The sequence below is a fragment of the Dryocola clanedunensis genome (assembly GCF_038405435.1).
Classification (GTDB): domain Bacteria; phylum Pseudomonadota; class Gammaproteobacteria; order Enterobacterales; family Enterobacteriaceae; genus Dryocola; species Dryocola clanedunensis_A.
This window is the reverse complement of sequence record NZ_JBBYHZ010000002.1, coordinates 43,169-69,909: the sequence shown is the minus strand read 5'-3', so window position 1 is coordinate 69,909 and position 26,741 is coordinate 43,169. Positions and strand designations below refer to the sequence as shown.

General features: G+C 54.5%; 27 protein-coding genes, 1 pseudogene and 1 other annotated feature. Of the genes and pseudogenes, 13 read left to right on the top strand and 15 right to left on the bottom strand.

What is annotated here, in order from left to right; translation table 11 throughout:
- Positions 1 to 68 precede the first annotated feature (68 nt).
- Together AAE045_RS04375 and rnm are read right to left on the bottom strand one after the other, a co-directional pair.
- Entirely contained in the window at positions 69 to 689 is a 621-nt protein-coding gene (locus AAE045_RS04375) for a Sua5/YciO/YrdC/YwlC family protein (protein ID WP_455424663.1), read from the bottom strand.
- A complete protein-coding gene (rnm, locus tag AAE045_RS04370; protein WP_455546635.1) occupies positions 686 to 1,609 on the bottom strand; it encodes an RNase RNM in 924 nt (307 codons plus the stop codon). Before rnm ends, AAE045_RS04375 begins: the two co-directional genes overlap by 4 nt.
- A 121-nt stretch (positions 1,610 to 1,730) precedes the next feature.
- Positions 1,731 to 1,828: a sequence feature (Trp leader region), on the top strand.
- 23 nt (positions 1,829 to 1,851) lie between these two features.
- Between rnm and AAE045_RS04365 the strand changes: the two genes are divergently transcribed.
- Genes AAE045_RS04365 through trpA form a run of 5 tightly spaced genes read left to right on the top strand, consistent with a single transcriptional unit; the run spans position 1,852 to position 8,385 of the window.
- The gene (locus AAE045_RS04365; RefSeq protein ID WP_455546634.1) at positions 1,852 to 3,414 is read left to right on the top strand and encodes an anthranilate synthase component 1; all 1,563 of its coding nucleotides are present in this window, start codon (positions 1,852 to 1,854) and stop codon (positions 3,412 to 3,414) included.
- Entirely contained in the window at positions 3,414 to 5,009 is a 1,596-nt protein-coding gene (gene trpD / locus AAE045_RS04360) for a bifunctional anthranilate synthase glutamate amidotransferase component TrpG/anthranilate phosphoribosyltransferase TrpD (protein WP_455546633.1), read from the top strand. Before AAE045_RS04365 ends, trpD begins: the two co-directional genes overlap by 1 nt.
- 3 nt (positions 5,010 to 5,012) lie before the next feature.
- A complete protein-coding gene (gene trpCF / locus AAE045_RS04355; RefSeq protein ID WP_455546632.1) occupies positions 5,013 to 6,374 on the top strand; it encodes a bifunctional indole-3-glycerol-phosphate synthase TrpC/phosphoribosylanthranilate isomerase TrpF in 1,362 nt (453 codons plus the stop codon).
- A gap of 8 nt (positions 6,375 to 6,382) precedes the next feature.
- Positions 6,383 to 7,576, top strand: a complete 1,194-nt coding sequence (trpB, locus tag AAE045_RS04350; RefSeq protein WP_455547161.1) for a tryptophan synthase subunit beta — start codon at positions 6,383 to 6,385, stop codon at positions 7,574 to 7,576.
- The gene (gene trpA, locus AAE045_RS04345; RefSeq protein ID WP_455546631.1) at positions 7,576 to 8,385 is read left to right on the top strand and encodes a tryptophan synthase subunit alpha; all 810 of its coding nucleotides are present in this window, start codon (positions 7,576 to 7,578) and stop codon (positions 8,383 to 8,385) included. The genes trpB and trpA overlap by 1 nt, the downstream gene beginning before the upstream one ends.
- Positions 8,386 to 8,434: 49 nt before the next feature.
- On the opposite strand, the gene ompW is transcribed toward trpA, so the two are convergent.
- Positions 8,435 to 9,067 (bottom strand): outer membrane protein OmpW, encoded by a 633-nt coding sequence (ompW, locus tag AAE045_RS04340; RefSeq protein ID WP_455546630.1) that lies wholly within the window; start codon positions 9,065 to 9,067, stop codon positions 8,435 to 8,437.
- 296 nt (positions 9,068 to 9,363) lie between these two features.
- Here ompW and AAE045_RS04335 point away from each other — a divergent pair, with 296 nt between their 5' ends.
- The 3 genes from AAE045_RS04335 (at position 9,364) to AAE045_RS04325 (ending at position 11,549) form a co-directional block, all read left to right on the top strand.
- Positions 9,364 to 10,107: a YciC family protein gene (locus AAE045_RS04335; RefSeq protein ID WP_455546629.1), complete on the top strand. Its 744-nt coding sequence runs from the start codon at positions 9,364 to 9,366 to the stop codon at positions 10,105 to 10,107.
- A 60-nt stretch (positions 10,108 to 10,167) separates the two neighbouring features.
- Positions 10,168 to 10,704 (top strand): inner membrane-spanning protein YciB, encoded by a 537-nt coding sequence (locus tag AAE045_RS04330; protein WP_455424671.1) that lies wholly within the window; start codon positions 10,168 to 10,170, stop codon positions 10,702 to 10,704.
- A gap of 164 nt (positions 10,705 to 10,868) precedes the next feature.
- Positions 10,869 to 11,549, top strand: coding sequence for an SOS response-associated peptidase (locus tag AAE045_RS04325; protein WP_455546628.1), 681 nt, complete (start codon positions 10,869 to 10,871; stop codon positions 11,547 to 11,549).
- 117 nt (positions 11,550 to 11,666) lie between these two features.
- On the opposite strand, the gene AAE045_RS04320 is transcribed toward AAE045_RS04325, so the two are convergent.
- Positions 11,667 to 12,551, bottom strand: coding sequence for a LysR family transcriptional regulator (locus tag AAE045_RS04320; RefSeq protein WP_455546627.1), 885 nt, complete (start codon positions 12,549 to 12,551; stop codon positions 11,667 to 11,669).
- 99 nt (positions 12,552 to 12,650) lie between these two features.
- Here AAE045_RS04320 and AAE045_RS04315 point away from each other — a divergent pair, with 99 nt between their 5' ends.
- The gene (locus AAE045_RS04315; protein ID WP_455546626.1) at positions 12,651 to 13,376 is read left to right on the top strand and encodes an SDR family oxidoreductase; all 726 of its coding nucleotides are present in this window, start codon (positions 12,651 to 12,653) and stop codon (positions 13,374 to 13,376) included.
- A gap of 236 nt (positions 13,377 to 13,612) precedes the next feature.
- On the opposite strand, the pseudogene AAE045_RS04310 reads toward AAE045_RS04315, so the two are convergent.
- Positions 13,613 to 13,835: pseudogene (locus tag AAE045_RS04310) on the bottom strand (Arm DNA-binding domain-containing protein); the annotation flags it as partial.
- Between the two features lie 128 nt (positions 13,836 to 13,963).
- Between AAE045_RS04310 and yciA the strand changes: the two are divergent.
- Complete coding sequence (gene yciA, locus AAE045_RS04305; protein ID WP_202308401.1) at positions 13,964 to 14,359, top strand: acyl-CoA thioester hydrolase YciA; 396 nt, start codon at positions 13,964 to 13,966, stop codon at positions 14,357 to 14,359.
- A gap of 29 nt (positions 14,360 to 14,388) precedes the next feature.
- Here yciA and tonB read toward each other — a convergent pair whose 3' ends face one another.
- Positions 14,389 to 15,111: a TonB system transport protein TonB gene (gene tonB / locus AAE045_RS04300; RefSeq protein WP_455547160.1), complete on the bottom strand. Its 723-nt coding sequence runs from the start codon at positions 15,109 to 15,111 to the stop codon at positions 14,389 to 14,391.
- A 221-nt stretch (positions 15,112 to 15,332) separates the two neighbouring features.
- Between tonB and AAE045_RS04295 the strand changes: the two genes are divergently transcribed.
- Positions 15,333 to 15,629, top strand: coding sequence for a YciI family protein (locus tag AAE045_RS04295; RefSeq protein WP_455546625.1), 297 nt, complete (start codon positions 15,333 to 15,335; stop codon positions 15,627 to 15,629).
- A gap of 88 nt (positions 15,630 to 15,717) precedes the next feature.
- Here the strand turns inward: AAE045_RS04295 and AAE045_RS04290 are convergent, their stop codons facing one another.
- The gene (locus AAE045_RS04290; protein WP_455547159.1) at positions 15,718 to 16,245 is read right to left on the bottom strand and encodes a YagU family protein; all 528 of its coding nucleotides are present in this window, start codon (positions 16,243 to 16,245) and stop codon (positions 15,718 to 15,720) included.
- Between the two features lie 147 nt (positions 16,246 to 16,392).
- Entirely contained in the window at positions 16,393 to 16,572 is a 180-nt protein-coding gene (locus AAE045_RS04285; RefSeq protein ID WP_455546624.1) for a YciY family protein, read from the bottom strand.
- Positions 16,573 to 16,716: 144 nt separating this feature from the next.
- On the opposite strand from AAE045_RS04285, the gene cls reads away from it, so the two are divergent.
- Positions 16,717 to 18,177, top strand: a complete 1,461-nt coding sequence (gene cls / locus AAE045_RS04280; protein WP_455546623.1) for a cardiolipin synthase — start codon at positions 16,717 to 16,719, stop codon at positions 18,175 to 18,177.
- A gap of 37 nt (positions 18,178 to 18,214) precedes the next feature.
- The gene (locus tag AAE045_RS04275) at positions 18,215 to 18,544 is read left to right on the top strand and encodes an HI1450 family dsDNA-mimic protein (RefSeq protein ID WP_455546622.1); all 330 of its coding nucleotides are present in this window, start codon (positions 18,215 to 18,217) and stop codon (positions 18,542 to 18,544) included.
- Positions 18,545 to 18,583: 39 nt separating this feature from the next.
- On the opposite strand, the gene AAE045_RS04270 is transcribed toward AAE045_RS04275, so the two are convergent.
- The 7 genes from AAE045_RS04270 to AAE045_RS04240 form a co-directional block, all read right to left on the bottom strand.
- Positions 18,584 to 19,456: an ion transporter gene (locus AAE045_RS04270; protein WP_455546621.1), complete on the bottom strand. Its 873-nt coding sequence runs from the start codon at positions 19,454 to 19,456 to the stop codon at positions 18,584 to 18,586.
- 15 nt (positions 19,457 to 19,471) lie between these two features.
- Positions 19,472 to 20,476, bottom strand: a complete 1,005-nt coding sequence (gene oppF, locus AAE045_RS04265; protein WP_455546620.1) for a murein tripeptide/oligopeptide ABC transporter ATP-binding protein OppF — start codon at positions 20,474 to 20,476, stop codon at positions 19,472 to 19,474.
- Positions 20,473 to 21,486 (bottom strand): oligopeptide ABC transporter ATP-binding protein OppD, encoded by a 1,014-nt coding sequence (gene oppD, locus AAE045_RS04260; RefSeq protein WP_455546619.1) that lies wholly within the window; start codon positions 21,484 to 21,486, stop codon positions 20,473 to 20,475. The genes oppF and oppD overlap by 4 nt, the downstream gene beginning before the upstream one ends.
- Before the next feature lie 11 nt (positions 21,487 to 21,497).
- Positions 21,498 to 22,406: an oligopeptide ABC transporter permease OppC gene (gene oppC, locus AAE045_RS04255; RefSeq protein ID WP_455424683.1), complete on the bottom strand. Its 909-nt coding sequence runs from the start codon at positions 22,404 to 22,406 to the stop codon at positions 21,498 to 21,500.
- 14 nt (positions 22,407 to 22,420) lie between these two features.
- Positions 22,421 to 23,341, bottom strand: coding sequence for an oligopeptide ABC transporter permease OppB (oppB, locus tag AAE045_RS04250; protein WP_455424684.1), 921 nt, complete (start codon positions 23,339 to 23,341; stop codon positions 22,421 to 22,423).
- Between the two features lie 88 nt (positions 23,342 to 23,429).
- The gene (oppA, locus tag AAE045_RS04245; protein ID WP_455546618.1) at positions 23,430 to 25,064 is read right to left on the bottom strand and encodes an oligopeptide ABC transporter substrate-binding protein OppA; all 1,635 of its coding nucleotides are present in this window, start codon (positions 25,062 to 25,064) and stop codon (positions 23,430 to 23,432) included.
- Positions 25,065 to 25,857: 793 nt separating this feature from the next.
- Positions 25,858 to 26,505, bottom strand: coding sequence for a MarC family protein (locus AAE045_RS04240; RefSeq protein ID WP_455424686.1), 648 nt, complete (start codon positions 26,503 to 26,505; stop codon positions 25,858 to 25,860).
- Between the last annotated feature and the right edge of the window lie 236 nt (positions 26,506 to 26,741).

The window sequence follows — 26,741 nt, the reverse complement described above, 5'->3', positions numbered from 1 at the left end:
CAGGCGTCGAAATGGGGTAATGGGGTTTACACCCCATTTTAGGCCGCACAGTATAGCCGCAGACACTATTATAAGAAAGGCTTAACGTCACCGACGCCTTCACGCAGTACGACCGGTGAATCATCGGTTAAATCAATTACCGTGGTTGGCTGCTGCCCGAGGTAACCACCGTGGATCACCAGATCGACAACTTTCTCCAGGCGGTCTTTGATCTCTTCCGGGTCTGATTCGGTAAAGTCGCTGCCCGGCATCATTAATGACGTGGAGAGCATGGGCTGGTCGAGCACTTCAAGCAGCGCTTGTGCGATTGGGTTAGAAGGCACGCGCAGCCCGATGGTTTTACGCTTCTCCTGCAGCAGGCGGCGCGGGACATCTTTTGTCCCCTTCAGAATAAAGGTGTAGTTCCCCGGCGTGTTGTTCTTAATTAGGCGGAACGCCACGTTATCAACGAATGCGTAGGTTGAAAGCTCGGACAAATCACGGCACATCAGCGTGAAGTTGTGGCCGTCCGGCAGATTACGGATGCGGCAGATGCGCTCCATGGCCGATTTGTCTTCCAGCTTGCAGCCCAGCGCATAGCCGGAATCCGTTGGATAGACGATCACGCCGCCTTTACGCACAATCTCCACCGCCTGGTTAATCAGGCGCTGCTGCGGGTTGTCCGGATGAATATAGAAAAATTGACTCATACTGTCCTCTCTTTTGCGATGAGGCCCTGCTCCCAGTTTTGCCACACCGGCTCAACGCCCGCCGGCAGCCATAGCTTGCGGCCCAGCTCTATCCACGAACAGGGCTGATGAAAATCGGAGCCCTGCGAGGCCAGCAGATTAAACTGCATGGCGAGACCAGCAAGTACGGTTCTTTCATTGGGAGCCTGCTGGCACTGCGCGACTTCCATAGCATCGCCACCACTTTCGGCAAAATGCGCCAGCAATCTCTTTAGCCACTTGGTGGTCAGGTCATAGCGGCCCGGATGCGCCAGTACCGCCTGCCCGCCAGAATGATGAATCACATCAATAGCTTGTTCTATTGTACACCACTGTGGCGGAACGTATCCGGTTTTCCCCTTTGCAAGGTACTTCTTGAAAACGCCCGCCATATTGCTGGCTTTACCGCATTCCACCAGGTAGCGGGCGAAATGGCCGCGTGTCACCGCCCCGCCGTCAGCAAGACGCATCGCGCCCTCAAGCGCGCCTGGGATCTGGGCCTTATCGAGCCTTTCGGCAATCAGTTCGGCGCGTTGACGACGGCGTTCCGTCTGCTCAGCCAGAAACGCCACCATCTCAGGATGATGTTCGTCGATGCCGAGGCCCACAATGTGGATCTCGTGATTTTCCCAGACTGTTGATATTTCCACGCCGCTGATCAACTGTAGAGGGAGTTGTTTATCGGCGATCTCTGCGCGGGCGGCAGCAAGCCCCGCTACGGTGTCATGGTCGGTGATCGCAAGGATGCCCACGCGATTATCCACCGCGCGCTGTACCAGCGCCTGGGGAGTTAATAGGCCATCTGAGGCGGTGGTATGGCTGTGTAAGTCGTAAATCACCGCTAGGGTAGGCTCGCTCAAAATGGCTCCGCAACTGTTAACAAAATGAAAATGACCGCCCATGATAGCGAGAATCAGGGCTAACTAAAAATCGCTATTGACTTTACATCATCGAACTAGTTTACTAGTACGCAAGTTCACACGAGAAAGGTATCTGAAAATGAAAGCGATTCTTAACCTGCACAACAGCTGGTGGCGCACTTCCTGAAACGGGCAGTGTCATCGCTACGGCTGTTAAGCAGCCCGGATACCAGGCCCGCCATAAGAAGCGGGCTTTTTTTTGAACAAAATATGAAGAGCAAAAAATGCAAACACAAAAACCAGCGCTCGAATTACTGACCAAAGATGCACCCTACCGGGATAACCCGACCGCCGTGTTTCACCAGCTGTGCGGCGCGCGCCCGGCCACCCTGCTGCTTGAGTCTGCGGATATCGACAGCAAAAATGATTTAAAAAGCCTGCTGCTCGTTGACAGCGCGCTGCGCATCACCGCCCTCGGTGACACCGTCACTATTCAGGCGCTTTCTGACAACGGCGCTTCCCTGCTGCCCCTGCTGGACGCCGCGCTCCCGGCTGGCGTAGAAAACGACCATCTGCCGCAGGGCCGCGTGCTGCGCTTTCCGGCGGTCAGCCAGCTGCTGGATGAAGACGCCCGCCTGTGCTCGCTTTCCGTTTTCGATGCCTTCCGCCTGATGCAGGAGCTGGTCACCGTTCCGGAGGACGAGCGCGAAGCGATGTTCTTCGGCGGCCTGTTCGCCTATGACCTGGTCGCCGGGTTCGAGGATTTACCGGCCCTGAAGCAGGATAACCGCTGCCCGGACTACTGTTTCTACCTGGCAGAAACGCTGCTGGTTATCGATCATCAGAAAAAGCAGACTCGCATTCAGGCCAGCCTCTTCACCCCGTCACACGCTGAAAAAACGCGGCTGGAGCAGCGAGCTGAGCAGCTGTCACGTCAGTTACAGGAAGCACCTTCCGCGCTGCCCGTGCAGAAGGTCGAGCATATGAGCTGCGACGTTAATCAGAGCGACGAAGAGTACGGCGCGGTGGTTCGCCACATGCAGAAGGCAATTCGTGCTGGCGAAATCTTCCAGGTTGTTCCGTCACGTCGTTTCTCCCTGCCGTGCCCTTCCCCGCTGGCCGCCTATGAGACGCTGAAAAAGAGCAACCCAAGCCCGTACATGTTCTTTATGCAGGATAACGATTTCACGCTGTTCGGCGCTTCCCCGGAAAGCTCGCTGAAATATGACGCCACTTCGCGCCAGATTGAAATCTACCCGATTGCCGGTACCCGCCCGCGTGGCCGCCGAGCCGACGGTTCGCTTGACCGCGATCTGGACAGCCGCTTTGAGCTGGATATGCGCACCGACCACAAAGAGATGTCCGAACATCTGATGCTCGTGGATCTGGCACGTAACGACCTTGCTCGAATCTGTACGCCGGGCAGCCGCTATGTGGCTGACCTGACCAAAGTCGACCGTTACTCTTTCGTGATGCATCTGGTTTCCCGCGTTGTTGGCGAACTGCGCAATGACCTCGACGTGCTTCACGCTTACCGCGCCTGTATGAACATGGGCACGCTCAGCGGCGCGCCAAAAGTTCGCGCCATGCAGCTGATTGCCAAAGCCGAGGGCGTTCGTCGCGGCAGCTACGGGGGTGCCGTCGGCTACTTCACCGCCCATGGCGATCTGGATACCTGCATCGTTATTCGCTCCGCCTATGTGGAGGATGGCATCGCCACCGTTCAGGCTGGTGCAGGCGTGGTGCTGGATTCCGTACCGCAGTCCGAAGCCGACGAAACTCGAAGTAAAGCCCGCGCCGTTCTGCGCGCCATTGCCACCGCGCACCATGCGAAGGAGATTTTCTGATGGCTGATATTCTGCTGCTCGATAACATCGACTCATTCACCTATAACCTGGCAGACCAGCTGCGCGCGAACGGCCACAATGTTGTTATCTACCGCAACCACGTTCCAGCCCAGACGTTGATTGAACGCCTGGCCACCATGGATAACCCGGTGCTGATGCTCTCCCCGGGCCCGGGCGCGCCAAGCGAAGCTGGCTGTATGCCGGAGCTGCTGACCCGCATGCGCGGCAAGCTGCCGATTATCGGCATCTGCCTGGGGCACCAGGCGATTGTTGAGGCCTACGGCGGCTACGTCGGCCAGGCGGGTGAAATCCTGCACGGTAAAGCTTCGAACATTTCTCACGACGGTGAGGCGATGTTCGCAGGCCTGTCTAACCCGCTGCCGGTAGCCCGCTATCACTCGCTGGTCGGCAGCAACATTCCGGCGGGCCTGACCATCAACGCCCATTTTGACGGCATGGTGATGGCAGTACGCCACGACGCGGACCGCGTGTGCGGCTTCCAGTTCCATCCGGAATCTATCCTGACGACCCAGGGCGCGCGCCTGCTGGAACAAACGCTCGACTGGGCGCTGCTGAAGTTAAAGCAGACCAATACCCTGCAGCCGATTCTGGACAAGCTTTACCAGGCCCAGACACTGAGCCGCGAAGAGAGCCACCAGCTTTTCTCTGCCATCGTACGCGGCGAGCTTAAGCCAGAACAGCTGGCGGCAGCGCTGGTCAGTATGAAAGTGCGCGGCGAGCACCCGAACGAAATCGCCGGGGCGGCGTCCGCTATGCTTGAGGCCGCAGCGCCATTCCCAAGCCCGGACTACGAATTTGCCGATATCGTCGGCACCGGGGGCGACGGCAGCAACAGCATTAATATCTCCACCGCCAGCGCCTTTGTAGCAGCCGCCGTTGGTATGAAAGTGGCAAAACACGGCAACCGCAGCGTCTCCAGCCGTTCCGGCTCGTCAGATTTGCTTGCCGCTTTCGGCATCAATCTGGATATGAGCGCGGAGAGCTCACGCCAGGCGCTGGATGATTTAGGCGTTTGTTTCCTGTTTGCTCCGAAGTATCACACTGGTTTCCGCCATGCCATGCCGGTACGCCAGCAGCTGAAAACCCGCACGCTGTTTAACGTGCTGGGGCCATTGATTAACCCGGCCCACCCGCCGCTGGCGCTGATTGGCGTATACAGCGCGGAGCTGGTGCTGCCGATTGCCGAAACGCTGCGCGTGCTGGGCTATAAGCGTGCCGCCGTGGTGCACAGCGGCGGAATGGATGAGGTTTCACTCCATGCTCCGACGCAGGTCGCCGAGCTTAACAACGGTGATATCACCAGCTACCAGCTGACCGCAGCTGACTTTAATCTTCCTCCTTATCATCAGGAGGCGCTGGCGGGCGGCACGCCGGAAGAAAACCGTGACATTCTGACCCGCCTGCTACAAGGTAAAGGAGAGATCGCCCACGAGTCGGCCGTCGCCGCGAACGTCGCGATGCTGATGCGCCTGCACGGCCACGAAGATCTCAAAGCAAACGCACAACAGGTGCTGGACGTACTGCGCAGCGGCGCAGCCTACGACCGCGTCACGCAACTGGCAGCAAGAGGATAAGAAATGCAGGACACCGTATTAACGAAAATCGTCGCGGATAAGGCGATTTGGGTTGAAGCGCGTAAAAAGCAGCAGCCCCTGGCAAGCTTCCAGAACGACGTAACACCCGCTACACGCAATTTTTACGATGCCTTACGGGGAGCGCGGACTGCCTTTATCCTGGAATGCAAAAAAGCTTCTCCGTCCAAAGGTGTTATTCGCGATGATTTTGACCCGGCACGCATTGCCGGTGTTTATAAGCATTACGCTTCCGCGATTTCCGTTCTGACAGATGAAAAATATTTCCAGGGCAGCTTCGATTTCCTGCCCATCGTCAGCGGCATCGTCACCCAGCCGGTGCTGTGCAAAGATTTTATTATCGATGCCTACCAGATTTATCTGGCACGCTTTTACCAGGCCGATGCCTGCCTGCTGATGCTGTCCGTGCTGGATGATGACCAGTATCGTCAGCTCGCCGCCGTGGCGCACAGCCTGAGCATGGGCGTTCTGACGGAAGTCAGTAATGAAGAGGAGCTCGAGCGCGCCATCGAGCTGAAAGCGAAGGTCGTTGGCATCAACAACCGCGACCTGCGCGATCTGTCCATCGACCTGGATCGCACCAGGAAGCTGGCCCCGCGCCTGACGCATGGCGTAACCGTTATCAGCGAATCGGGCATCAGCACCTACGGCCAGATCCGCGAACTCTGCCACTTTGCTAACGGCTTCCTGATCGGCTCCGCGCTGATGGAAGAGGACGACCTGAACGCCGCCGTTCGCCGCGTGACGCTGGGTGAGAATAAGGTCTGCGGCCTGACCCGCCCGGAGGATGCCCGCGCCGCCCGTGAAGCCGGGGCCATTTTTGGCGGGCTTATTTTCGTGCCTTCTTCTCCTCGTTTTGTCACCGATGAGCAGGCGCTTTCAGTCATCTCCGCCGCCGATCTCCGTTTTGTCGGCGTGTTCCGCAATACCCCGATCAGCGAGGTGGTCAGCAAAGTGACTAAACTCAGCCTCGTTGCCGTTCAGCTACACGGCGACGAAGACCAGGCCTATATCGACACCCTGCGTGACGAGCTGCCGGACGACGTACAGATCTGGAAGGCGCTGAGCGTTGCCGACACGCTGCCTGCCCGCAACCTGAACCACGTTGATAAATACGTTTTCGACAACGGCCAGGGCGGCACGGGCCAGAGCTTTGACTGGTCGCTGCTGGCGGGACAGAAGCTGGATAACGTCATGCTGGCCGGTGGCCTCGGGGCGGACAACTGCGTAGAAGCGGCAAAAGCCGGGTGCGCGGGACTGGATTTCAATTCTGGCGTTGAAAGCGCGCCGGGCATTAAAGATGCTAACAAGCTGGCAGCCGTCTTCCAGACGCTGCGGGCTTACTAAGGAAAAATATCATGACGTTACTTAATCCCTATTTTGGTGAGTTTGGTGGCATGTACGTGCCGCAGATCCTGATGCCTGCCCTGCGCCAGCTGGAAGAGGCGTTTGTGGCGGCGCAAAGCGACGCGGAGTTCCAGGCAGAGTTTAACGATCTGCTGAAAAACTACGCCGGGCGCCCTACCGCGCTGACTAAATGTAAAAACATTACCGAAGGTACCAGGACCACGCTGTACCTGAAGCGTGAAGACCTGCTGCACGGCGGCGCGCATAAAACAAACCAGGTGCTCGGCCAGGCTCTTCTTGCTAAGAAAATGGGCAAGACTGAAATCATCGCCGAAACCGGTGCTGGCCAGCACGGCGTTGCTTCTGCACTGGCAAGCGCGCTGCTCGGCCTGAAATGCCGCATTTATATGGGTGCCAAAGACGTTGAGCGCCAGTCACCAAACGTGTTCCGCATGCGTCTGATGGGCGCGGAAGTGATCCCGGTGCACAGCGGCTCCGCCACGCTGAAAGATGCCTGCAACGAAGCGCTGCGCGACTGGTCCGGCAGCTATGACACCGCGCACTATATGCTCGGTACGGCGGCAGGCCCGCACCCGTTCCCGACCATCGTGCGTGAATTCCAGCGCATGATTGGCGAAGAGACGAAAGCGCAAATCCTTGAGAAAGAAGGTCGTCTGCCGGACGCGGTGATTGCCTGCGTAGGCGGCGGCTCGAACGCCATCGGTATGTTTGCTGACTTCATTAACGAAACTAAAGTCGGGCTGATTGGCGTTGAGCCTGCCGGTCACGGCATCGAAACCGGCGAGCACGGCGCGCCGCTGAAGCATGGCCGAGTCGGCATCTACTTCGGGATGAAATCCCCGATGATGCAAACGGACGAAGGCCAGATTGAAGAATCTTACTCTATCTCCGCCGGTCTGGACTTCCCGTCCGTCGGGCCGCAGCACGCCTACTTAAACAGCATCGGCCGCGCGGAATACGTGTCGATTACTGATGACGAAGCGCTGGATGCTTTCAAGTTGCTGTGCCGCAAAGAAGGGATTATTCCGGCGCTGGAATCCTCCCACGCGCTGGCCCACGCCGTTAAGATGATGCGTGAAAATCCTGACAAGGAACAGCTGCTGGTGGTGAATCTTTCTGGCCGCGGCGACAAAGATATCTTCACCGTTCACGATATTTTAAAAGCGCGAGGGGAAATGTAATGGAACGTTATCAGCACGCATTTGAGCAGCTGCAGGCTCGCAGGGAAGGCGCTTTTGTCCCCTTCGTGACCCTTGGCGACCCGTCGCCTGAACACTCCCTGAAAATCATCGATACGCTGATTGAAGCGGGTGCGGATGCCCTTGAGCTGGGTATCCCGTTCTCCGATCCGCTGGCGGACGGCCCGACGATTCAGAACGCCGCGCTTCGTGCTTTTGCAGCCGGTGTCACGCCAACGCAGTGTTTCGAGATGCTGGCCGTTATTCGTCAGAAGCACCCGACCATTCCCATTGGCCTGCTGATGTATGCCAACCTGGTGTACAGCCGCGGGATTGATGAGTTCTATGCGCTGTGCGCCAAAGTGGGCGTGGACTCGGTGCTGATTGCCGATGTGCCGATTGAAGAGTCCGCCCCGTTCCGCCAGGCCGCAATGCGCCATAACGTTGCGCCTATCTTCATCTGCCCGCCAAACGCGGATGACGCATTGCTGCGTGAGATTGCCTCGCACGGTCGCGGCTATACCTATCTGCTTTCTCGTGCGGGCGTAACCGGCGCGGAAACGCGTGCTCAGCTGCCGCTGCACCATCTCGTAGAGAAGCTGACGGAATTCCACGCCGCACCTTCTTTGCAGGGCTTCGGTATCTCTGAACCCTCCCAGGTGCGCGATGCCATTGCCGCAGGGGCCGCCGGTGCGATTTCAGGTTCGGCAATTGTGAAAATCATTGAGAAGAACGTGGACCAGCCGGACGTGATGCTAAGCGAGCTTAAAACCTTCGTGCGGGCAATGAAGGCCGCCACGCGGGCAGCATAATAAAGCGAAAGGCCGGAGAATCTCCGGCCTTTTTACTATTAATTTGTTATCAGAAGCGGTAGCCCGCTGAGAACATAAACACCCACGGATCGATACGCGTATTGATGTTTTGCTGCTCGCCGCCCGCTTTAAACTTCACTTCGGTGTCGATATCCATATACCAGACGGACATGTTCAGCAGCCAGTCGTCGTTGACCATATAGTCCAGACCAACCTGCCCCGCCGCGCCCCATGAATCCTTGACGCTTAAATCAGTCAGGCCCTTATCTTTACCGTTGTCGTTGAAATCGGTGTCAAAGAAGGTGGTGTAGTTAATACCCGCCCCGATATACGGACGAACCTTGCTTTTCGCATCACCAAAATACCACTGCGCCATCAGCGTAGGCGGAAGCTGCCTGACCGTTGCCAGGTCGCCGGTTGGGCCGAGGCCAACCTTATGGCGGAACGGCGTCGCGGCCAGCAGTTCGATGCCGATGTTATCAGTCACCATATAGTCGAACGTCAATCCCAGCTGGGTATTGTTGCTGACGCTGAAGCCGCCCATGCCGAGCACGTTGTCCGAGCCCTCGGTTGGACGAACGGTTGCCGTACCGGTACGCATAAAGAATTCGCCTGCTTCATGCGCCAGCGCTTCACCAGATAAACAGCATAAAGCGAGTACTGCCACAGATAACTTCTTCATAGCCCTTTCCTTGTTATGGTTTTATTAGCGGGCTGAATATACTCACTTCTGGGTACAAAGTGATCTAACGTCGATCACACTTTGTTAGCTAATTTAACATTCAATGATCTGGATTAATTTTTGTCGAATACGCCGCGCGGGAATAATTGATCTGTATTCAGTTTCCCAGATTCCCGGTATTTAAAAATCTTTACGCTTAACGCCAGCTTACTCGGGGCCGTGGAGGTGCCAGAACTGTCCCTTCCAGGGTACAATTGCGCGTTGAGCCAAAACCTGGCAATTTCAAAGGAGAGTGCATGTCTATCACGGCGGGTTCTGTGTACCGTGACACGGGGAATTTTCTACGCAATCAGTTTGTTACTATCCTGCTGATTGCCTTACTTTGCGCCTTTATTTCGGTGATCATCAGCCATGCGTTCTCACCGAGCGACGCGCAGATGGCGATTCTGAGCCAGGGAGATAACCTGTCCGACAGCAACGGTTTATTTGACCTTGTACAGAATATGACGCCGGAGCAGCAGCAGGTGCTGCTGAAAGCCTCTGCGGTATCGACTTTCTCCGGGCTTATTGGCAATGCGATTCTGGCCGGCAGCATGCTGGTTCTGATGCAGATGGTCTCTGCGGGCCACCGGGTTAGCGCGCTGCGCGCCATCGGCACCGCGGCTCCCGTGCTGCCAAAAATGCTTATTCTGATGCTCATTACCACCTTTGTGGTGCAGATTGGCATCATGCTGATCGTGCTGCCGGGCGTGCTGTTAGCCATCGTTCTGGCCATGGCACCGGTAATGGTCGTGCAGGATAAGGCAGGCATTTTTCAGGCGATGCGTAACAGTATCCGTCTGGTATGGGGCAACATGCGTCTTGTGGCGCCTGCGGTCATCGGCTGGCTGATTGCCAAAACTGCCCTGCTGCTGCTGGCCTCGTCCCTTGCGGCGCTGTCCCCGGAAGTGGGTGCGGTGATTGCCAATACGCTAAGCAACCTGATTTCAGCCGTGTTGCTCATCTATTTATTCCGCCTGTATATGCTTATTCGCCAATAACCTTCGGGCCTCCTGGCTGCTATAGTCAGTCAGGAGCAATCTCTTATTACGGAACAGTTTATGAAGCAGTTTCTCGACTTCCTGCCCCTGATCGTCTTTTTTGCTTTTTATAAGATGTACGACATTTATGCCGCCAGCGGCGCGCTGATTGTCGCTACCGGCCTGGCGCTGGTCTACAGCTGGTACAAATACCGCAAGCTGGAAAAAATGACCCTTATCACTTTCCTGATGGTGGCGGTGTTTGGCGGCCTGACCCTCTTCTTCCACAACGATGAATTTATCAAATGGAAGGTGACGGTCATCTATATGCTGTTCGCCGCCGCGCTGCTGATTAGCCAGCTGGTAATGAAAAAGCCGCTTATCCAGCGCATGCTGGGCAAAGAGCTGACCCTGCCTGAGCACGTCTGGTCAAGGCTGAACGTCGCCTGGGCGCTGTTCTTTATCGTCTGCGGCCTGCTGAATATCTACATTGCCTTCTGGATGCCGCAGAGCGTCTGGGTAAACTTTAAGGTGTTCGGACTGACCGCCGCGACGCTGGTGTTTACGCTGTTGAGCGGCGTTTATATCTACCGCCATATGCCGCAGGAAGAGAAATAACAATCAACACCTAATAACAATATAATTCACTGGATTACATCGTTATTTTCAGCAAAAAACCTCTAACAGACACACAATGATGTACACTTTTTTCATTGTGTGTCTCTCTCCAGTTACTTCCCCGCGTACCTTCTATACTTTCATTTTGATATTAGGGGGTAACTATGTGCGGACGTTTTGCTCAGGCCCAGACGCGTGAGGAATACCTTGCTTATCTCGCAGAGGAAGCCGAACGCGACATACCTTACGATCCCGAGCCGATTGGCCGTTATAACGTGGCTCCAGGCACCCGCGTCTTACTACTCTCCGAACGAGATGAATCTTTACACCTCGATCCGGTTATCTGGTCGTACGCACCGGGTTGGTGGAATAAGCCGCCGCTGATTAATGCGCGCGTGGAAACTGCGGCCACCAGCAGGATGTTTAAACCTCTCTGGCAGCATGGCCGGGCTATCGTTTTCGCTGACGGCTGGTTTGAATGGAAGAAAGAAGGCGATAAGAAACAGCCCTGGTTCATTCACCGTGCCGACGGGCAACCAATATTCATGGCAGCGATTGGCAGCATCCCGTTCGAACGAGGAGACGAGTCGGAAGGCTTCCTGATTGTCACTGCGGCAGCCGACGAAGGCCTGGTTGATATTCACGATCGGCGTCCGCTGGTGCTGTCACCAGAAGCGGCTCGGGAATGGATAAGGCAGGATATTGGCGGTAGAGCGGCGGAGGAAGTTATTGAGGAGGGTGCGGTAGCGGCAGACAAATTTATCTGGCACCCCGTAACACGCGCTGTGGGCAACGTTAAAAATCAGGGGCCAGAACTCATTGAGCCAATTATTCATCCAAATTAAAATCAGAAATTGATCTCGTCTGATTTGAGTGCAAACAGGCATTAGCGCTTTCACTTCCCCCATAGTAAATGGCGATGGAATATCTTCTACAATTCGCCTATTCAAACTTAAAACCTTTCACATCCTGACATGATCGATAAATGCTCTGACCTTTGGTGCCAGATGTTTCCTGCCAGAGAAATAGAGATAAAAGCCCGGAAAAGTAGGTAGCCAGCGATCTAAAAGCGATACCAGTTCTCCACGGTCGATAAATGGCTGAAAAGTTTCTGCCATGCCAAAGCTTATTCCGCCACCTGCGCAAACCGTACGAATCATCACCCCCATATCATTGGTAGTGAGTTGAGGGCTTACATTCACGTCAAAATCACGTCCTTGTTCGGCAAACTCCCAACGATAAGGTGCAATACCTGGGGATTTTCGCCAGCCAATACAGCGATGATTGATCAACTCATTGGGATGTTGCGGAACGCCATATTGCTTAATATAGCCCGGGGAGGCTACTACGACTTGCCGTTGCATGGTTGAAACCGGGATCGCAATCATATCTTGTGCGATAACCTCTCCGAGTCGCACGCCAGCATCGTAGCCCTGCTCCACAATATCGAACTCATCATCGGTGATAGTAATTTCCAGTTCGATCTTTGGGTACGCGGAAATAAAATCTGCCAGCAATTTTCCACCAATTATCCGTTCAGCAATTGATGATACAGCCAGCCGAAGCTGACCACGCGGTTCCGCATTCTGCTCAGCGATGTCTGTCACTGCGCAATTAAGTTGTTCAATAGCGGGAGCGACCTCGTCATAAAGCTGCTGTCCTGCTTCAGTCAGGTTAATACTCCGTGTTGTCCGTTGCATCAGTGAAATAGTCAGTTGTTCTTCCAGCCGACGCAATGTCTGACTAATAGCCGAACGCGTCACGCCCAACCGCTCTGCGGCTATACGAAAATTGCGAGTTTGAGCAACCAGTACAAATACCTCAAGTGCGTTTTTATCAACTGTCATTGGTTAGCCATCGTTACGAGTCTGTTAAGTAATAGGCGGATTATGTTTATAGTCTGCCCAGCGTAAGATCACCAGCACGACAACATCAGGAGATGAATTATGACTAAGAAAGTGATCTTAATTACCGGCGCATCCAGTGGTATTGGTGCAGGAATTGCGCTGGAACTGGCGAAAACTGATGCAATTCTGTTATTGGGAGCTCGTCGCGAAGAGCGTTTAGCTCAGCTAGCGGAGGAGTTACGTTTTTACGGTGCAGAAGTTGACAGCCATATGCTCGACGTTACTTGCCGGAAATCAGTACAGCAGTTTACTGACTATGCCCTGGCGAAATGGGGACGAGTTGATGTAATCATCAATAACGCCGGTATTATGCCGCTGTCACTTATGGCCTCGCTTAAAGTAGATGAATGGGAGCAAATGGTTGATGTTAATATCAAAGGTGTGCTTTATGGTATCGCATCAGTATTACCATCGATGCTGGAGCGTGCATCCGGGCATATCATTAATATAGCTTCAGTCGGTGCGTTGACCGTGTCTCCAACCGCTGCTGTTTACTGTGCGACAAAGTTTGCAGTGAGGGCTATTTCTGATGGATTACGTCAGGAGAATAGTCAGCTAAGGGTGACGTGTGTACATCCAGGTGTAGTCGAAAGCGAGCTTGCCAACAGCATCACCGATCCAACAGCAGCTGAAGCGATGAAAAGCTATCGTTCCATTGCTTTGCAGCCCGATGCGATAGGTCGGGCAGTACGATACGTTATCGAGCAGCCAGATAATGTAGACGTAAATGAAATAGTAGTCAGGCCAACGCAGACCTCTCATTAATCTTTAAAAAGGCTGATCCCTGTTGCAGATAAGGATCAGCCGTTACGCATGCAGTGAGTTCAACTAACAAAGGAAACCGCTCTATTTATCAGGCATGCCCTGGAGATCGGCTGTTACTCTCTTCATTACAAAAGAAACCCTCTGCCGGGCCGTGATTATCCAGTTGCCCTGCACCTATAAGTAAATGCAGCGTGATGTAAACACATTCCGCTTCTGGCACAAACAAGACGGTCAGACCAGGCTCTAAATTGTTGCCTTCTTTCTCTGGCCTGAGATAAAGTTACGGTCGGATAATCCCCGACGGACAGCTTCACGCCTTGCCTTGCCATCGGTCCTGTAGAAGAACGCTACTCCATCAGTAATAGAAAGACGGGCATTAAGCCCATGCGCGTTTGACAGAACTTCAACCTTCTCTCGACGCTTACCAGGGGATTTTCTTAGCTTTGTATCAGTTAGCACCGCGTACACTCCTGTGTCGACCGTGAATGCCAAGACTAAGCACAGAGCAGCTTTGCGGCGAATTTGCCAAATGAAAATTAAATGAGTTTAAACACGATGAAATTCATCAATATTCTTAAGGAAGAGAAATGAGCCATACGGCCCCGGCGGGCGAACTGGTCCTGCGCACGCTGGCGATGCCAGCAGACACCAACGCCAACGGCGATATTTTTGGCGGCTGGTTAATGTCGCAGATGGATATGGGCGGCGCGATCCAGGCAAAAGAAATTGCCAAAGGCCGCGTGGTCACCGTGCGCGTTGACGGTATGACGTTTCTGAAGCCCGTCGCGGTAGGCGACGTGGTGTGCTGCTACGCAAACTGTATTAAGCGCGGCAACACGTCGATCACTATTAATGTGGAAGTATGGGTAAAAAAGGTTTCCTCTGAGCCTATCGGCCAGCGCTATAAGGCGACGGAGGCTATTTTCATCTACGTTGCCGTCGACAATGACGGTAAGCCCCGTCAGCTGCCGCAGCAGGCCTGAAAAAAAACCTCCCATCGGGAGGTTTTTTGTTATTCGACTGTCGCGCCGCCGTTGATGCGGAAGACGATGTTCACCGTCAGCCCCTGCCCCGGCTTGCCGCTTTCGTAGCGCCACTTCTTCATCGCCTGCTTCACTTCCCGCTCAAACATGTTTGATGGCTTAGCTGAGAGAATAGAGACGTTGCTGATGCTGCCGTTAGCGTCGACGTCGAACTTCACGCGCACGTTGCCTTCAATTCGCAGCGCAAGCGCGCGCTGGGGATAAGCTGGCTGATTACGGCTGAGCAGACGCGGCCCGGTAGCTACGGGAGCAGAATTCGTCGCTGGAGAAGGCTTCGCCGCAGGCGTCGGTCGAACAGGCGCAGTGCTTTGCACTGGCGCGGTACGAGGCTCAACGGGCTTGACCTCGCGCTTCGGCTTCTCGACTTTATGCACCGGTTTTGGCTTCGGCTTAGGTTTCGGCTTTGGCTCAGGCTTATGAATCACCACCGGCGCTTCTTTCGGCGGATCAGGGATCGGTTCAGGCTCGGGCTCCGGTTCAACAACCGGCTCCGGCGGCGGCTGAACGACTTCCGGCTGCGGCGGTTCAAGATCGACGGGCGCAACCATGGTAACGCTGATGGGCTGAGCGGGGGCAGGCATCTCAATAACCTGATGTACCGAGGTATAAAGTAACCCCGCAACTACAGCACCGTGCAGCACGACGGAGAGCACGGTCGGCCACGGGAAGCGGCGAGGTAAATCAAGGGTCATTGACGTCATAATATCTTCGATGTCTTAAACAGGCGGTAATTTTAAATGCAAATAGCAATCATATTCAATAACGCATTACCCTGAGGGCGACTTTTTCTCCCTGAATGCCGCAAATTCGCGCATCTGCGTCAGAGATTTAACATCCTGTTTATGTTTCAATTGCAGTCCTGCCGCCAATCACTTACGGTATTTTACAACCCATTTCAAAAGGAGTTCTGCCCGTGCTGTATGTCATCTATGCAGAAGATAACGCCGACTCACTGGAAAAGCGCCAGGCCGTACGCCCCGCTCATCTGGCGCGTTTACAACTATTACGTGATGAAGGCCGTCTGCTGACTGCCGGGCCGATGCCCGCCGTAGACAGCAACGATCCGGGGGCTGCCGGTTTTACGGGCTCCACGGTCATTGCAGAATTTCATTCGCTGGAAGAAGCCCTGGCCTGGGCGGAAGCGGACCCGTATATCGCTGCTGGCGTGTACAAACAGGTTGCGGTCAAGCCCTATAAACAGGTGTTCTGAGCAACGAAATACCTGTAGGAATAGCACCATCGAAAAGGGCGCTTCATATGCTGAAGCGCCCTTTTTTTATATCTTTTCGGGTTGCGGCCTACTGAAACTCGGGATCGGGCTTTTTCGTGATGCGATTACGAACGTCCCGGCGAACCACCTCGATGGCCCACATCCAGAGAATGTGCCCTACCGTTTCTGATAACAGCTCGTCAAAGGGAAGCTGCCAGATAGGGGGTGCCCAGTGAAATACCGGCAGGAAAATGCCGTGGAAGCCTATGGTAACCAGAATGGCAAAGGCTGCGCCCTGCCAGAGCTTAATGGCGGGAAAGACTTCTGCGACAAGGCAGTAAAACATTGCGAATAAAATCGAGAACATGTGGTGCACGCCTGCCACACCCCAGTTAACGATATGCCCGGAGTAGTGATAGACCATTTCGTTAACTTTGAATCCCAGATCCTGAAGCATTTCAGCCGGTGGAATGGCGCGATCGGGCGTGCGTGGCGGCATGGGGTTTTCTGTCCCCCACTTAACGAAGCTGGACAGGTTACCGCCGAGAAATCCGGCCCACAGCGCAGCGCCGTAGTTTCTGCTGGCCTGGCTTGTCGTTCTGAATAGCGATGTCATCATTGTGTATCCCTTGCTGCAAATTTGAGGGCGGGATGTTAATTGCCCATGCCTTTAAATTAGCAGTTGGTACACATTCTTCCAATTCCATTAACGGACTGACAGGCTTCGGAAATATTCAGGGCACCGCTGGCGGTGCCCTTTTCTTTACGCCCAGCGATCGTGAATGGCAAACAGCAGCGAGTTGCGCTGTCTATTGACATGGCACTTTCTGATGGCGTGGATGCGCATGTTGCGGCGTGACTGACCTTCCAGCCAGCGCGCCTTGCGCCGCTGTGCCTGACGCTGCATTCGCCAGCGCCCGACCTCCGTTCTGCTACGCCTCATTTTTACGACTCTTCTTTCATTTAGACACGCCATTATAGATCCTTCTTCCCGGCAAACCAGCCGTTTTGCGTGTACTTTTAGTGTTAACAGACAGCGGTTGTGCGTAAACTCGAAAACATACGAATTCAAAAGGATTTTTAGGGTATGACAACCTTCTATACGGTGGTTAGTTGGCTGGTCATTTTAGGCTACTGGCTATTAATTGCCGGGGTTACGTTACGAATTTTAATGAAGCGTCGCGCCGTGCCATCCGCGATGGCGTGGCTGCTGATCATCTATATCCTGCCGCTGGTGGGGATTATCGCTTATCTGTCGTTTGGTGAACTGCACCTCGGCAAGCGTCGCGCCGAGCGCGCCCGCGCAATGTGGCCGTCTACGGCCAAATGGATGAGCGATCTTAAAAGCTACAAACATATCTTTGCCGAAGAAAACAGCGAGGTCGCCACTTCGCTCTTTCAGCTGTGCGAACGCCGTCAGGGCATCGCTGGCGTCAAGGGCAACCAGCTGCAGCTGCTGACGAGCTCCGACGAAACCATGCAGGCGCTTATTCGCGATATTCAGCTCGCCCGCCACAACATCGAGATGGTGTTTTATATCTGGCATCCGGGCGGGATGGCGGACCAGGTGGCTGAATCGCTGATGGCCGCGGCACGCCGGGGCATTCACTGTCGGCTAATGCTGGATTCGGCAGGCAGCGTGACCTTTTTCCGCAGCCCGTGGGCGAACATGATGCGCAATGCGGGCGTCGAGGTAGTCGAGGCGCTAAAAGTTAACCTGATGCGTGTCTTCCTCCGGCGCATGGATTTACGCCAGCATCGCAAAATGGTGATGATCGACAACTACATCGCCTATACCGGCAGCATGAACCTGGTAGACCCCCGCTTCTTTAAACAGGAGGCTGGCGTGGGCCAGTGGGTCGATCTTATGGCCCGCATGGAAGGCCCGGTGGCGACGGCCATGGGGATTGTCTATTCCTGCGACTGGGAAATCGAAACCGGCAAACGCATCCTTCCCCCGCCGCCGGACGTCAATATCATGCCTTTTGAGGAAGCAAGCGGCCATACCATCCATACGATTGCCTCGGGCCCCGGCTTCCCGGAAGATCTGATCCATCAGGCTTTGCTGACTTCGGTGTATGCGGCGCGCGAAAACCTCATTATGACCACGCCCTACTTTGTGCCCAGCGACGACCTGCTACACGCTATCTGCACCGCCGCCCAGCGTGGCGTTGATGTCAGCATTATCGTGCCGCGTAAAAATGACTCACTGCTGGTCGGCTGGGCAAGCCGCGCGTTCTTCACCGAGCTGCTTGCCGCTGGCGTGAAAATCTATCAGTTTGAAGGCGGCCTGCTGCATACGAAGAGCGTGCTGGTTGACGGGCAGCTTAGCCTTGTGGGGACGGTGAACCTGGACATGCGCAGCCTGTGGCTCAATTTTGAAATAACTATGGTTATCGACGACGCCGGTTTTGCCAGCGATCTGGCGTCCGTGCAGGACGACTATATTTCCCGTTCACGGCTCGTGGATGCCCGCCTGTGGCTGAAGCGTCCGCTGTGGCAGCGCGTGGTTGAGCGACTGTTTTACTTCTTTAGCCCGTTGCTGTAAAACGTGGCGCATCAGCTCTCGATAAGTGGATGTAAAAATGGAAATGGATCTGAATAACCGCCTGACAGAAGACGAAACGCTGGAGCAGGCCTACGACATATTTCTTGAACTGGCGATGGATAACCTCGATCCCGCCGACGTCATTCTCTTCAACTTACAGTTTGAAGAGCGCGGCGGCGCAGAACTGTTCGACCCGGCGGAAGACTGGCAGGAGCACGTCGATTTCGACCTCAACCCGGACTTCTTTGCGGAAGTCGTGATTGGCCTGGCCGATACCGACGGCGGCGAACTGAACGATATCTTCGCGCGTGTGCTGCTGTGCCGTGAAAAAGACCACAAGCTCTGCCATATCCTCTGGCGCGAATAATCAGCTTTTAGGGTGGACGACGCCAATCCACCCTTCTCCCTACAGCTTCGGCAGTTCGCAGCCGCAAACCTTGCAATAATGTGCCTCAGCGTCGTGATTACCCCGGCGGCATTTCGGGCATTCACGGGCACTACGCTGCTTTTGAAATTCCGTCGTCATGTGTGCCGTAATAATCCCTGTCGGGATCGCAATTACCGAGTAGCCAATCAGGATCAGGATCGACGCCACCATTCTTCCTGCGCCGGTATGCGGCGTAATATCGCCGTAGCCTACCGTCGTCACCGTCACCACGGCCCAGTAAACTGACGTTCCCAGCGTGGTAAACCCATTCGGCGGCCCTTCAATGCCGTACATCAGGCCCCCGGCCACGACCATGACAATCAAAATGAAGGCGTAAAAGAGGATCAGCTGATGCCGCGCCTTGATTATCGACAGCCAGAGTGAGTTTAGAGAAGGCATGTAGCGCAGGAGCTTTAAAATACGTAGTACGCGAATCGCCCGCATTGCGCGCCAGGCAAAGACGTAATTCACGCCGATTTCGGGCCACAGCCATAAAACGTAGAGCGGCAGAATTGTCGCCAGGTCGATAAAGCCCCAGAAGCTGAAAACATATTTCGCGGGGTTGGGCCAGCAGAATACCCGCAGCAGATATTCGAGGGTGAAAATCAGCGTGAAGCCCAGCTCGAGAAAGACAAATAGCTGCCATTGCTGATACGTGGGATGGTACTGCGTCCCCAGAGCGGATTCGATAAACACCGCGATGACGCTGAGCAAGGCCAGCGCCCCGCACAGGGCTTCAAAACGGCGTCCAGAACGGGTTCTTTGATCGAAAAGCAGACGGTAAAGCCGCTGACGCACGGTCTGGATTAACACGGTTTTAGTGACCTCACAAATGAAGAGGGCTGGCATCATGCCAGCCCTGCGCGATTATAGCGGGTCAACCTTCAGACAGGAAACGGCATGTTTAAAACTGCCCTCCAGCACCGGGCGCGTTTTCGCACACTCCGGCCCGGCTATTGGGCAGCGGGTACGGAAGACGCAGCCTGACGGGGGATTGATAGGCGACGGTAACTCCCCTTCCAGCAGCTGGATAACCTTATTCTTCTCCAGATCCGGGTCCGGGATCGGCACCGCCGACATCAGCGCTTTAGTGTAAGGATGCAGCGGGTTGTGGTAGACCTCATCGTAGGTGCCCAGCTCCACCGCATGGCCAAGATACATTACCAGCACGCGGTCAGAGATGTGTTTTACCACCGCCAGATCGTGAGCGATAAAGATCAGCGACAGCCCCATCTCGCGCTGAAGTTTTTGCAGCAGGTTCACCACCTGGGCCTGAATTGACACATCCAGCGCCGATACGGGCTCGTCACAGATGATCAGCTTTGGCTCGAGTATCAGCGCACGAGCAATACCGATACGCTGGCACTGCCCACCGGAGAACTCGTGCGGGTAGCGGTTGATGAGGTTCGGCAGCAGGCCAACTTTCATCATCATCGCCTTCACGCGGTCACGCACTTCCTGACGCGGCATCTTCGGGTGATAGGTGCGAAGCGGCTCGGCAATAATATCCCCGATGTTCATACGCGGGTTAAGCGACGCCAGCGGATCCTGGAAAATCATCTGGATATCGCTGCGCACGTCGCGCCACTCGTCCTGGCTCATCCCCAGCAGATCTTTACCCAGCCAGGCCACGCGGCCATCGGTAGCCTTCACCAGGCCGATAATGGCGCGGGCGAAGGTTGATTTGCCGCAGCCGGATTCGCCAACCACGCCCAGCGTCTCCCCTTCGTACAGGCGCAGGGTGACGCCGTCTACGGCTTTCAGGGTCTTCGACGGCTGCCAGAACCACTGTTTACCGTCTTTAATGTCGAAATGGACTTTAAGATCGGCAATCTCCAGCAGGACTTTTCTTTCTTCTGTTACGGCGTTCATACCAGCTCCTCCACCGGCTTAAAGCAGGCGCGCAGGCGGCCTTCACCAAAGTGCTCCAGCGGCGGAGCGGTATTACAGATTTCCATCGCGTACGGGCAGCGCGGCTGGAACGGGCAGCCTTTTGGCAGGCGCAGCAGGTTCGGCGGGTTGCCCGGAATGGTCAGCAGCGACTCCCCTTCCGCATCAAGGCGCGGTACGGCATTCAGCAGGCCGATGGAGTACGGGTGAACCGGCTCGTAGAAAACATCGCGCGCCTTACCGTATTCCATGGTGCGACCGGCATACATCACCAGCACCTTGTCGCAGATGCCCGCCACAACGCCCAGGTCGTGGGTGATCATGATAATCGCGGTGTTAAATTCGCGTTTCAGCTCGTTGAGCAGCGTCATGATCTGCGCCTGAACGGTGACGTCCAGCGCCGTGGTTGGCTCATCGGCAATCAGCAGCTTTGGCCGGCACAGCAGCGCCATGGCGATCATCACGCGCTGGCGCATGCCGCCGGAGAACTCATGCGGGAACATGCGCATGCGCTTACGCGCTTCAGGCATTTTCACCGCATCCAGCATACGGACGGATTCTTCGAAGGCGTCTGCCTTACCCATATTTTTGTGCAGCATCAGGACTTCCATCAGCTGCTCGCCCACGCGCATATACGGGTTCAGGGAGGTCATCGGATCCTGGAAAATCATGGAGATCTGCTCTGCCCGCAGGCGGTTGAGCTGATTTTCAGGCAGGTTAAGGATCTCTTTGCCGTTAAATTTTGCGGAGCCGCCAATGCGGCCGTTTGCCGCCAGCAGGCCCATCAGGGCGAATGCGGTCTGGGATTTTCCCGACCCTGATTCGCCTACGATGCCGAGGGTTTCACCGGCGCGCAGGCTGAAGTTCAGATCGTTTACCGCGGTAACATCGCCGTCCGGCGTGCCGAAGGTGACGCGCAGATCTTTCACGTTGAGTAACGCAGAAGCCTGGTTCAGCGGCGTGACCACCGCTGGATTTTCAATTGTGCTCATCGCGGCACTCCTTAACGATCTTTCGGGTCGAGGGCATCACGCAGGCCATCGCCGATAAAGTTGAAACAGAACAGCGTGACGACCAGGAAGCCCGCCGGGAACAGCAGCAGCCACGGCGACACTTCCATCGAGTTTGCGCCGTCGCTCAGCAATGCGCCCCAGCTGCTCAGCGGCTCCTGGGTACCCAGACCGAGGAAGCTAAGGAAGGATTCGAACAGGATCATGCTCGGCACCAGCAGCGAGGCGTACACCACTACGACACCCAGCACGTTTGGCACGATATGTCGCACCACGATATTCGCCGTAGAAACCCCACCGACCTGCGCTGCTTCGATGAACTCTTTACGCTTGAGGCTCAGCGTCTGGCCGCGCACGATACGCGCCATGTCCAGCCAGGAGACCATGCCGATAGCCACGAAGATCAGCAGGATGTTTTGTCCGAAGAAGGTCACCAGCAGGATCACGAAGAACATAAACGGGAAGGAGTTAAGGATTTCCAGCAGGCGCATCATTACGGAGTCGGTTTTACCGCCCAGATAGCCCGCCAGCGAGCCGTATAACGTCCCGACGACTACCGCAACCAGCGCGGCGGCAACACCTACCATCAGCGAGATACGCCCGCCGATGGCCACGCGAACCAGCAGATCACGGCCCGATGAATCCGTGCCAAAGTAGTGCGCGGACTCCATATCCGGGGCCGCAGACATCATGCCCCAGTCGGTATCGAAATAGGTGAACTGCGACAGCATCGGCGCAAAGGTCACGAAGAGCGCAATCAGCACCAGCACAACCAGGCTGGCAACCGCAGCGCGGTTGTGCATAAAGCGACGGCGTGCATCCTGCCACAGGCTGCGGCCTTCAACCTCCAGCTTTTCGCTAAAGTTTTCCAGCACTTCGCTGTTTTTCTTACTCAACATCATAGCGAACTCCAGCCCTAGTAACGGATTTTCGGATCGATAACGGCGTACAGCACGTCAACAATCGCATTGAACAGAATAGTCAGCGCGCCGACCAGGATAGTCAGGCTCAGAACCAGCGAGTAGTCGCGGTTCAGCGCTCCGTTGACGAACAGCTGGCCGATGCCCGGCAGGCCATAGATGGTTTCGATAACCATCGAGCCGGTGATGATGCCAACAAATGCCGGGCCCAGATAAGAGAGGACGGGAAGCAGCGCGGGCTTCAGCGCATGGCGAATGATAATGCGGCGCATCGGTAAACCCTTGGCGCGGGCGGTGCGGATAAAGTTTGAGTGCAGCACCTCAATCATTGACCCACGGGTAATACGCGCGATGCTGGCGATATAGGCCAGGGAGAGCGCAACCATCGGCAGGATCATGTATTGCAGCGCCCCGCCGTTCCATCCGCCCCCCGGTAGCCATCTGAGGGTAATAGAGAATATCAGCACCAGCAGCGGAGCCACCACGAAACTGGGGATAACCACCCCCGTCATGGCGACGCCCATCACGGCATAATCCCATTTGGTATTTTGATTCAGTGCGGCTATTACGCCTGCGAGCACGCCTAAAACGACGGCGAAGATAAATGCAGCCGCGCCTAATTTAGCGGAAACCGGGAAGCTCGCTGCCACCAGGTCGTTCACCGAATAATCTTTATATTTGAATGACGGTCCAAAATCACCGTGGGCCAGCTGCTTGAGATAGCTGAAATACTGGGTGGTGATCGGATCGTTTAAATGATATTTGGCTTCAATGTTCGCCATTACTTCCGGCGGCAGCGCGCGCTCGCTGGTAAAAGGGCTCCCCGGCGCAAGACGCATCATGAAGAAGGAGATGGTTATAAGAATAAAGAGTGTCGGAATTGCTTCCAGACAGCGACGCAGAATAAATTTCAACATTGCCCGTACCTTCTGGCCTGTGCCTTGAGAGTGCGATGAAATAAGACACGGTGGGACAAGGCCTCAGGCCCTGCCCCACAATTTGCCATTAATGTTTGATGATATACATATCTTTTACGTAGATATTATCCAGCGGGTCTTTGCCGGTATAACCGCCAACCCATGGCTTCACCAGACGGGCGTTCACGTAGTAATAAACCGGAACGATGGCGGAGTCTTTACCCAGCTGCTGCTCAGCTTTTTCGTAAGCCGCAACACGCTCGGCATCGCTGGTTGCTTTCACAGATTCAGCCATGATCGCATCGAACGCCGGGCTCTTATAGTGCGCGGTGTTCATAGAGCTGTCGGACAGCATGGTGTTCAGGAAGGAGGTTGGTTCGTTGTAGTCCGCACACCAGCCGGCACGCGCTACGTCATAGTTACCCTGATGACGGGTATCCAGGAAGGTTTTCCACTCCTGGTTTACCAGCTTAACGTCCACGCCCAGATTTTTCTTCCAGATGGAAGCCGCGGCAATCGCCAGTTTCTTATGCAGGTCTGAGGTGTTGTAAAGCAGATTGAAGGTCAGCGGCTTGTCTTTGGTGTAGCCCGCTTCGGCCAGCAGTTTTTTCGCTTCTTCGTTACGTTTTTCCTGAGACCAGGTAAACCACTCAGGCTTGGTCAGCTTAACGCCATCGGTGTAAGGCGGCGTGTAGCCGTAGGCTGGCAGGTCGCCCTGCGCCTTCACTTTATTAACGATGATGTCACGATCCAGGCCCAGCTTCAGCGCGGTACGAACGCGTGCATCGGTGAACGGCGCTTTCTGGTTGTTAATTTCGTAATAGTAGGTACACAGATAAGGATCGACGCGGACTTCTGCCGGGATCTCTTTTTTCAGCTTCTGGAACAGCTCAATTGGCAGGTTGTTATAGGTCATGTCGATTTCACCGCTGCGGTAGCGGTTCACATCGGTTACTTCAGATGAAATTGGCAGATAGGTAACCTGGTTGATAACGGTTTTTTTGTTATCCCAGTACTCAGGGTTACGCTCCATAACGATACGTTCGTTAACAACCCAGTCTTTAAGTTTATATGCGCCGTTGCTGACAATATTCGCAGGCTGCGTCCACTTTTCGCCAAATTTATCAATCGCTGCTTTGTTAACAGGAGAAAGGGATGGGTGAACCAGTAATTTATAGAAGTAGGGAACAGGCTCGCTCAGGGTGACTTCCAGCGTGTGCTCATCAATGGCCTTCACGCCAAGTTCAGCTGGTTTTTTCTTACCGTCGATGATCTCATCAACGTTAACGATATGGCCGTACTGCGGATAGCTCGCATAAGGCGAAGCGGTGTTTGGATCCACCAGGCGCTGCCAGCTATAAACGAAATCTTGTGCGGTAACCGGCTCGCCGTTGGACCATTTTGCATCTTTACGCAGATGGAAGGTCCAGACTTTAAAATCTTTGTTCTCCCAGGATTCCGCCACGCCCGCAATTGGGTGACCATCTTTCGGGGAGGTGATCAACAGGCCTTCGAAGAGGTCGCGGCTGACGTTTGACTCTGGTACGCCTTCAATTTTATGCGGGTCAAGCGACTGTGGCTCTGCACCGTTATTACGGATCAAAGTCTGCTTTTCTGCCAGTTGTACACCTGCCGGGACGTCTGCCGCCCAGGCTGCGTTGCCCGCGATCAGTGCGGTTAAAATGCTTGCTGCTACCAGACTTTTTTTTGTGATGATGGACATTGTGTTGTTACTCCACTCATTATAATTACCGGCCCTGAGGCCAGCCTCTTCCCCTTGGGGTCCCCAACCGCGCGGAGCGTTAAGCGTGTGTAAGGGATTACTGCTGTTTACTGCTCGCTATCACCGACTTTTTTATTGAGACGCTCTTGTTGGCATCCTGATCCGTCGATTCTTACCAGCCTACCCTGTACCGAGGCTGGTTCTGAGGCGGCACCGTTAATAAACGTGTCCACTCGTCATGTAAACTCAACTGGAAATGAAACGTTTTTCAGCGAATTGTTTTGCCCGGAAAGTATCAAAAGCACCCAGGTCCCGCCAATACAATTTGCAAATTTGTTAACCATTTCTCTTTTATCAACTGCGGAGCGGATTTTTGAAGGGCATACTGCGATAGAGATCATCGAATTTTCAGTTTAAAAATCAATGAACTACTGGAGATTTGCGTGAGGGTAAGTCTCAAACATTCTGCTATCACATTTCTACCAACAAAAACTTAACAATTGATTATTTTTAGCACATTCCTCTACGGGAAGGCTTGATTAACTAATATCATCTCAATTAGTGCGCATCAAGTGCGATTGTATGGTGTGAATTAAATAACAAAGCGATTGCAGCTTTTCCGTACAGATTTATCCGATGCGTATGGATAATCCCCGGTTTCCAAAGCATTTTCTTATAGATAGATTGCTGATTTTTGCATTAGGCCCTTATTAAAAATCCTCTTTTGGTACTTTTTTGACATAAAAAAAGCAGAATCGAAATTCTGCTTTTTCATATGAAAGTTTCAGACGGCCTAAGTTAACAGCCCCGGGAAAATCGCTTTAAGGCCGGTGACAATAAATTCGATGCCCAGCGCCATCAGCAACAGGCCCATAATACGCGTGATGACGTTAATCCCGGTTTGCCCGAGCAGGCGAACCAGCCACGGCGCAATGCGAAACACCATCCAGCAGCACAGGGCAAACAGCGCAATGGCGATAGAAAAACCTATCAAATGCCCCCAGCTGTGGTATTTCGTGCCCCAGACAATCGTTGAGCTGATTGCCCCCGGCCCCGCCATTAATGGCAGGGCAAGCGGGACGACCCCTACGCTCTCGCGGATCGCGCTTTCTGACTTTTCCTGCTTATTCTGCTTATCTTCCCCCAGCTTGCCGCTGATCATCGACATAGCTATCGTCACCACCAGAATGCCACCGGCGATGCGGAATGAATCGATAGAGATGCCAAATGCCTGGAGAATGCCATCGCCAAGGAACAGCGACGTCCACAAAATAATGGCTACGGAGAGGTTGGCGGTCAGGTTAGTTTTGTTTCTGGCGACCGCGGTCTGATAGCTGGTCATACTGATGAACACCGGAATAATCCCTACCGGGTTAACCAGCGCGAACAGCCCAATAAAGAATTTGAAATAGGTCGGAAGGTCGAACAGGGATTGAGCCACGCGAAACTCCGCAAGTGAGGCAAATGAAGATGGCAGACGCACGCGTAATGTAAAGGAAAAGCACTGCTGGCGCTACGCTCTTTCACAGCATAGATCGCTGGTTATGTCAGATATCGCGACATTAACCAATAATGTTACCCGCATGTTGAAAATATGGTAGTTTGTTTTGTCCTCGCTGTGACTAAAGTTTTAATGACTTTTCAGGCACATAAATATGGGGTGCTGAAAGGAGTCAG

Coding starts and splice junctions, on each gene's coding strand:
- AAE045_RS04375 (WP_455424663.1), bottom strand. CDS start 689: ATGAGTCAATTTTTCTATATTCATCCGGACAACCCGCAGCAGCGCCTG.
- rnm (WP_455546635.1), bottom strand. CDS start 1,609: ATGGGCGGTCATTTTCATTTTGTTAACAGTTGCGGAGCCATTTTGAGC.
- AAE045_RS04365 (WP_455546634.1), top strand. CDS start 1,852: ATGCAAACACAAAAACCAGCGCTCGAATTACTGACCAAAGATGCACCC.
- trpD (WP_455546633.1), top strand. CDS start 3,414: ATGGCTGATATTCTGCTGCTCGATAACATCGACTCATTCACCTATAAC.
- trpCF (WP_455546632.1), top strand. CDS start 5,013: ATGCAGGACACCGTATTAACGAAAATCGTCGCGGATAAGGCGATTTGG.
- trpA (WP_455546631.1), top strand. CDS start 7,576: ATGGAACGTTATCAGCACGCATTTGAGCAGCTGCAGGCTCGCAGGGAA.
- ompW (WP_455546630.1), bottom strand. CDS start 9,067: ATGAAGAAGTTATCTGTGGCAGTACTCGCTTTATGCTGTTTATCTGGT.
- AAE045_RS04335 (WP_455546629.1), top strand. CDS start 9,364: ATGTCTATCACGGCGGGTTCTGTGTACCGTGACACGGGGAATTTTCTA.
- AAE045_RS04330 (WP_455424671.1), top strand. CDS start 10,168: ATGAAGCAGTTTCTCGACTTCCTGCCCCTGATCGTCTTTTTTGCTTTT.
- AAE045_RS04325 (WP_455546628.1), top strand. CDS start 10,869: ATGTGCGGACGTTTTGCTCAGGCCCAGACGCGTGAGGAATACCTTGCT.
- AAE045_RS04320 (WP_455546627.1), bottom strand. CDS start 12,551: ATGACAGTTGATAAAAACGCACTTGAGGTATTTGTACTGGTTGCTCAA.
- AAE045_RS04315 (WP_455546626.1), top strand. CDS start 12,651: ATGACTAAGAAAGTGATCTTAATTACCGGCGCATCCAGTGGTATTGGT.
- yciA (WP_202308401.1), top strand. CDS start 13,964: ATGAGCCATACGGCCCCGGCGGGCGAACTGGTCCTGCGCACGCTGGCG.
- tonB (WP_455547160.1), bottom strand. CDS start 15,111: ATGACCCTTGATTTACCTCGCCGCTTCCCGTGGCCGACCGTGCTCTCC.
- AAE045_RS04290 (WP_455547159.1), bottom strand. CDS start 16,245: ATGACATCGCTATTCAGAACGACAAGCCAGGCCAGCAGAAACTACGGC.
- AAE045_RS04285 (WP_455546624.1), bottom strand. CDS start 16,572: ATGAGGCGTAGCAGAACGGAGGTCGGGCGCTGGCGAATGCAGCGTCAG.
- cls (WP_455546623.1), top strand. CDS start 16,717: ATGACAACCTTCTATACGGTGGTTAGTTGGCTGGTCATTTTAGGCTAC.
- AAE045_RS04275 (WP_455546622.1), top strand. CDS start 18,215: ATGGAAATGGATCTGAATAACCGCCTGACAGAAGACGAAACGCTGGAG.
- AAE045_RS04270 (WP_455546621.1), bottom strand. CDS start 19,456: ATGATGCCAGCCCTCTTCATTTGTGAGGTCACTAAAACCGTGTTAATC.
- oppF (WP_455546620.1), bottom strand. CDS start 20,476: ATGAACGCCGTAACAGAAGAAAGAAAAGTCCTGCTGGAGATTGCCGAT.
- oppD (WP_455546619.1), bottom strand. CDS start 21,486: ATGAGCACAATTGAAAATCCAGCGGTGGTCACGCCGCTGAACCAGGCT.
- oppC (WP_455424683.1), bottom strand. CDS start 22,406: ATGATGTTGAGTAAGAAAAACAGCGAAGTGCTGGAAAACTTTAGCGAA.
- oppB (WP_455424684.1), bottom strand. CDS start 23,341: ATGTTGAAATTTATTCTGCGTCGCTGTCTGGAAGCAATTCCGACACTC.
- oppA (WP_455546618.1), bottom strand. CDS start 25,064: ATGTCCATCATCACAAAAAAAAGTCTGGTAGCAGCAAGCATTTTAACC.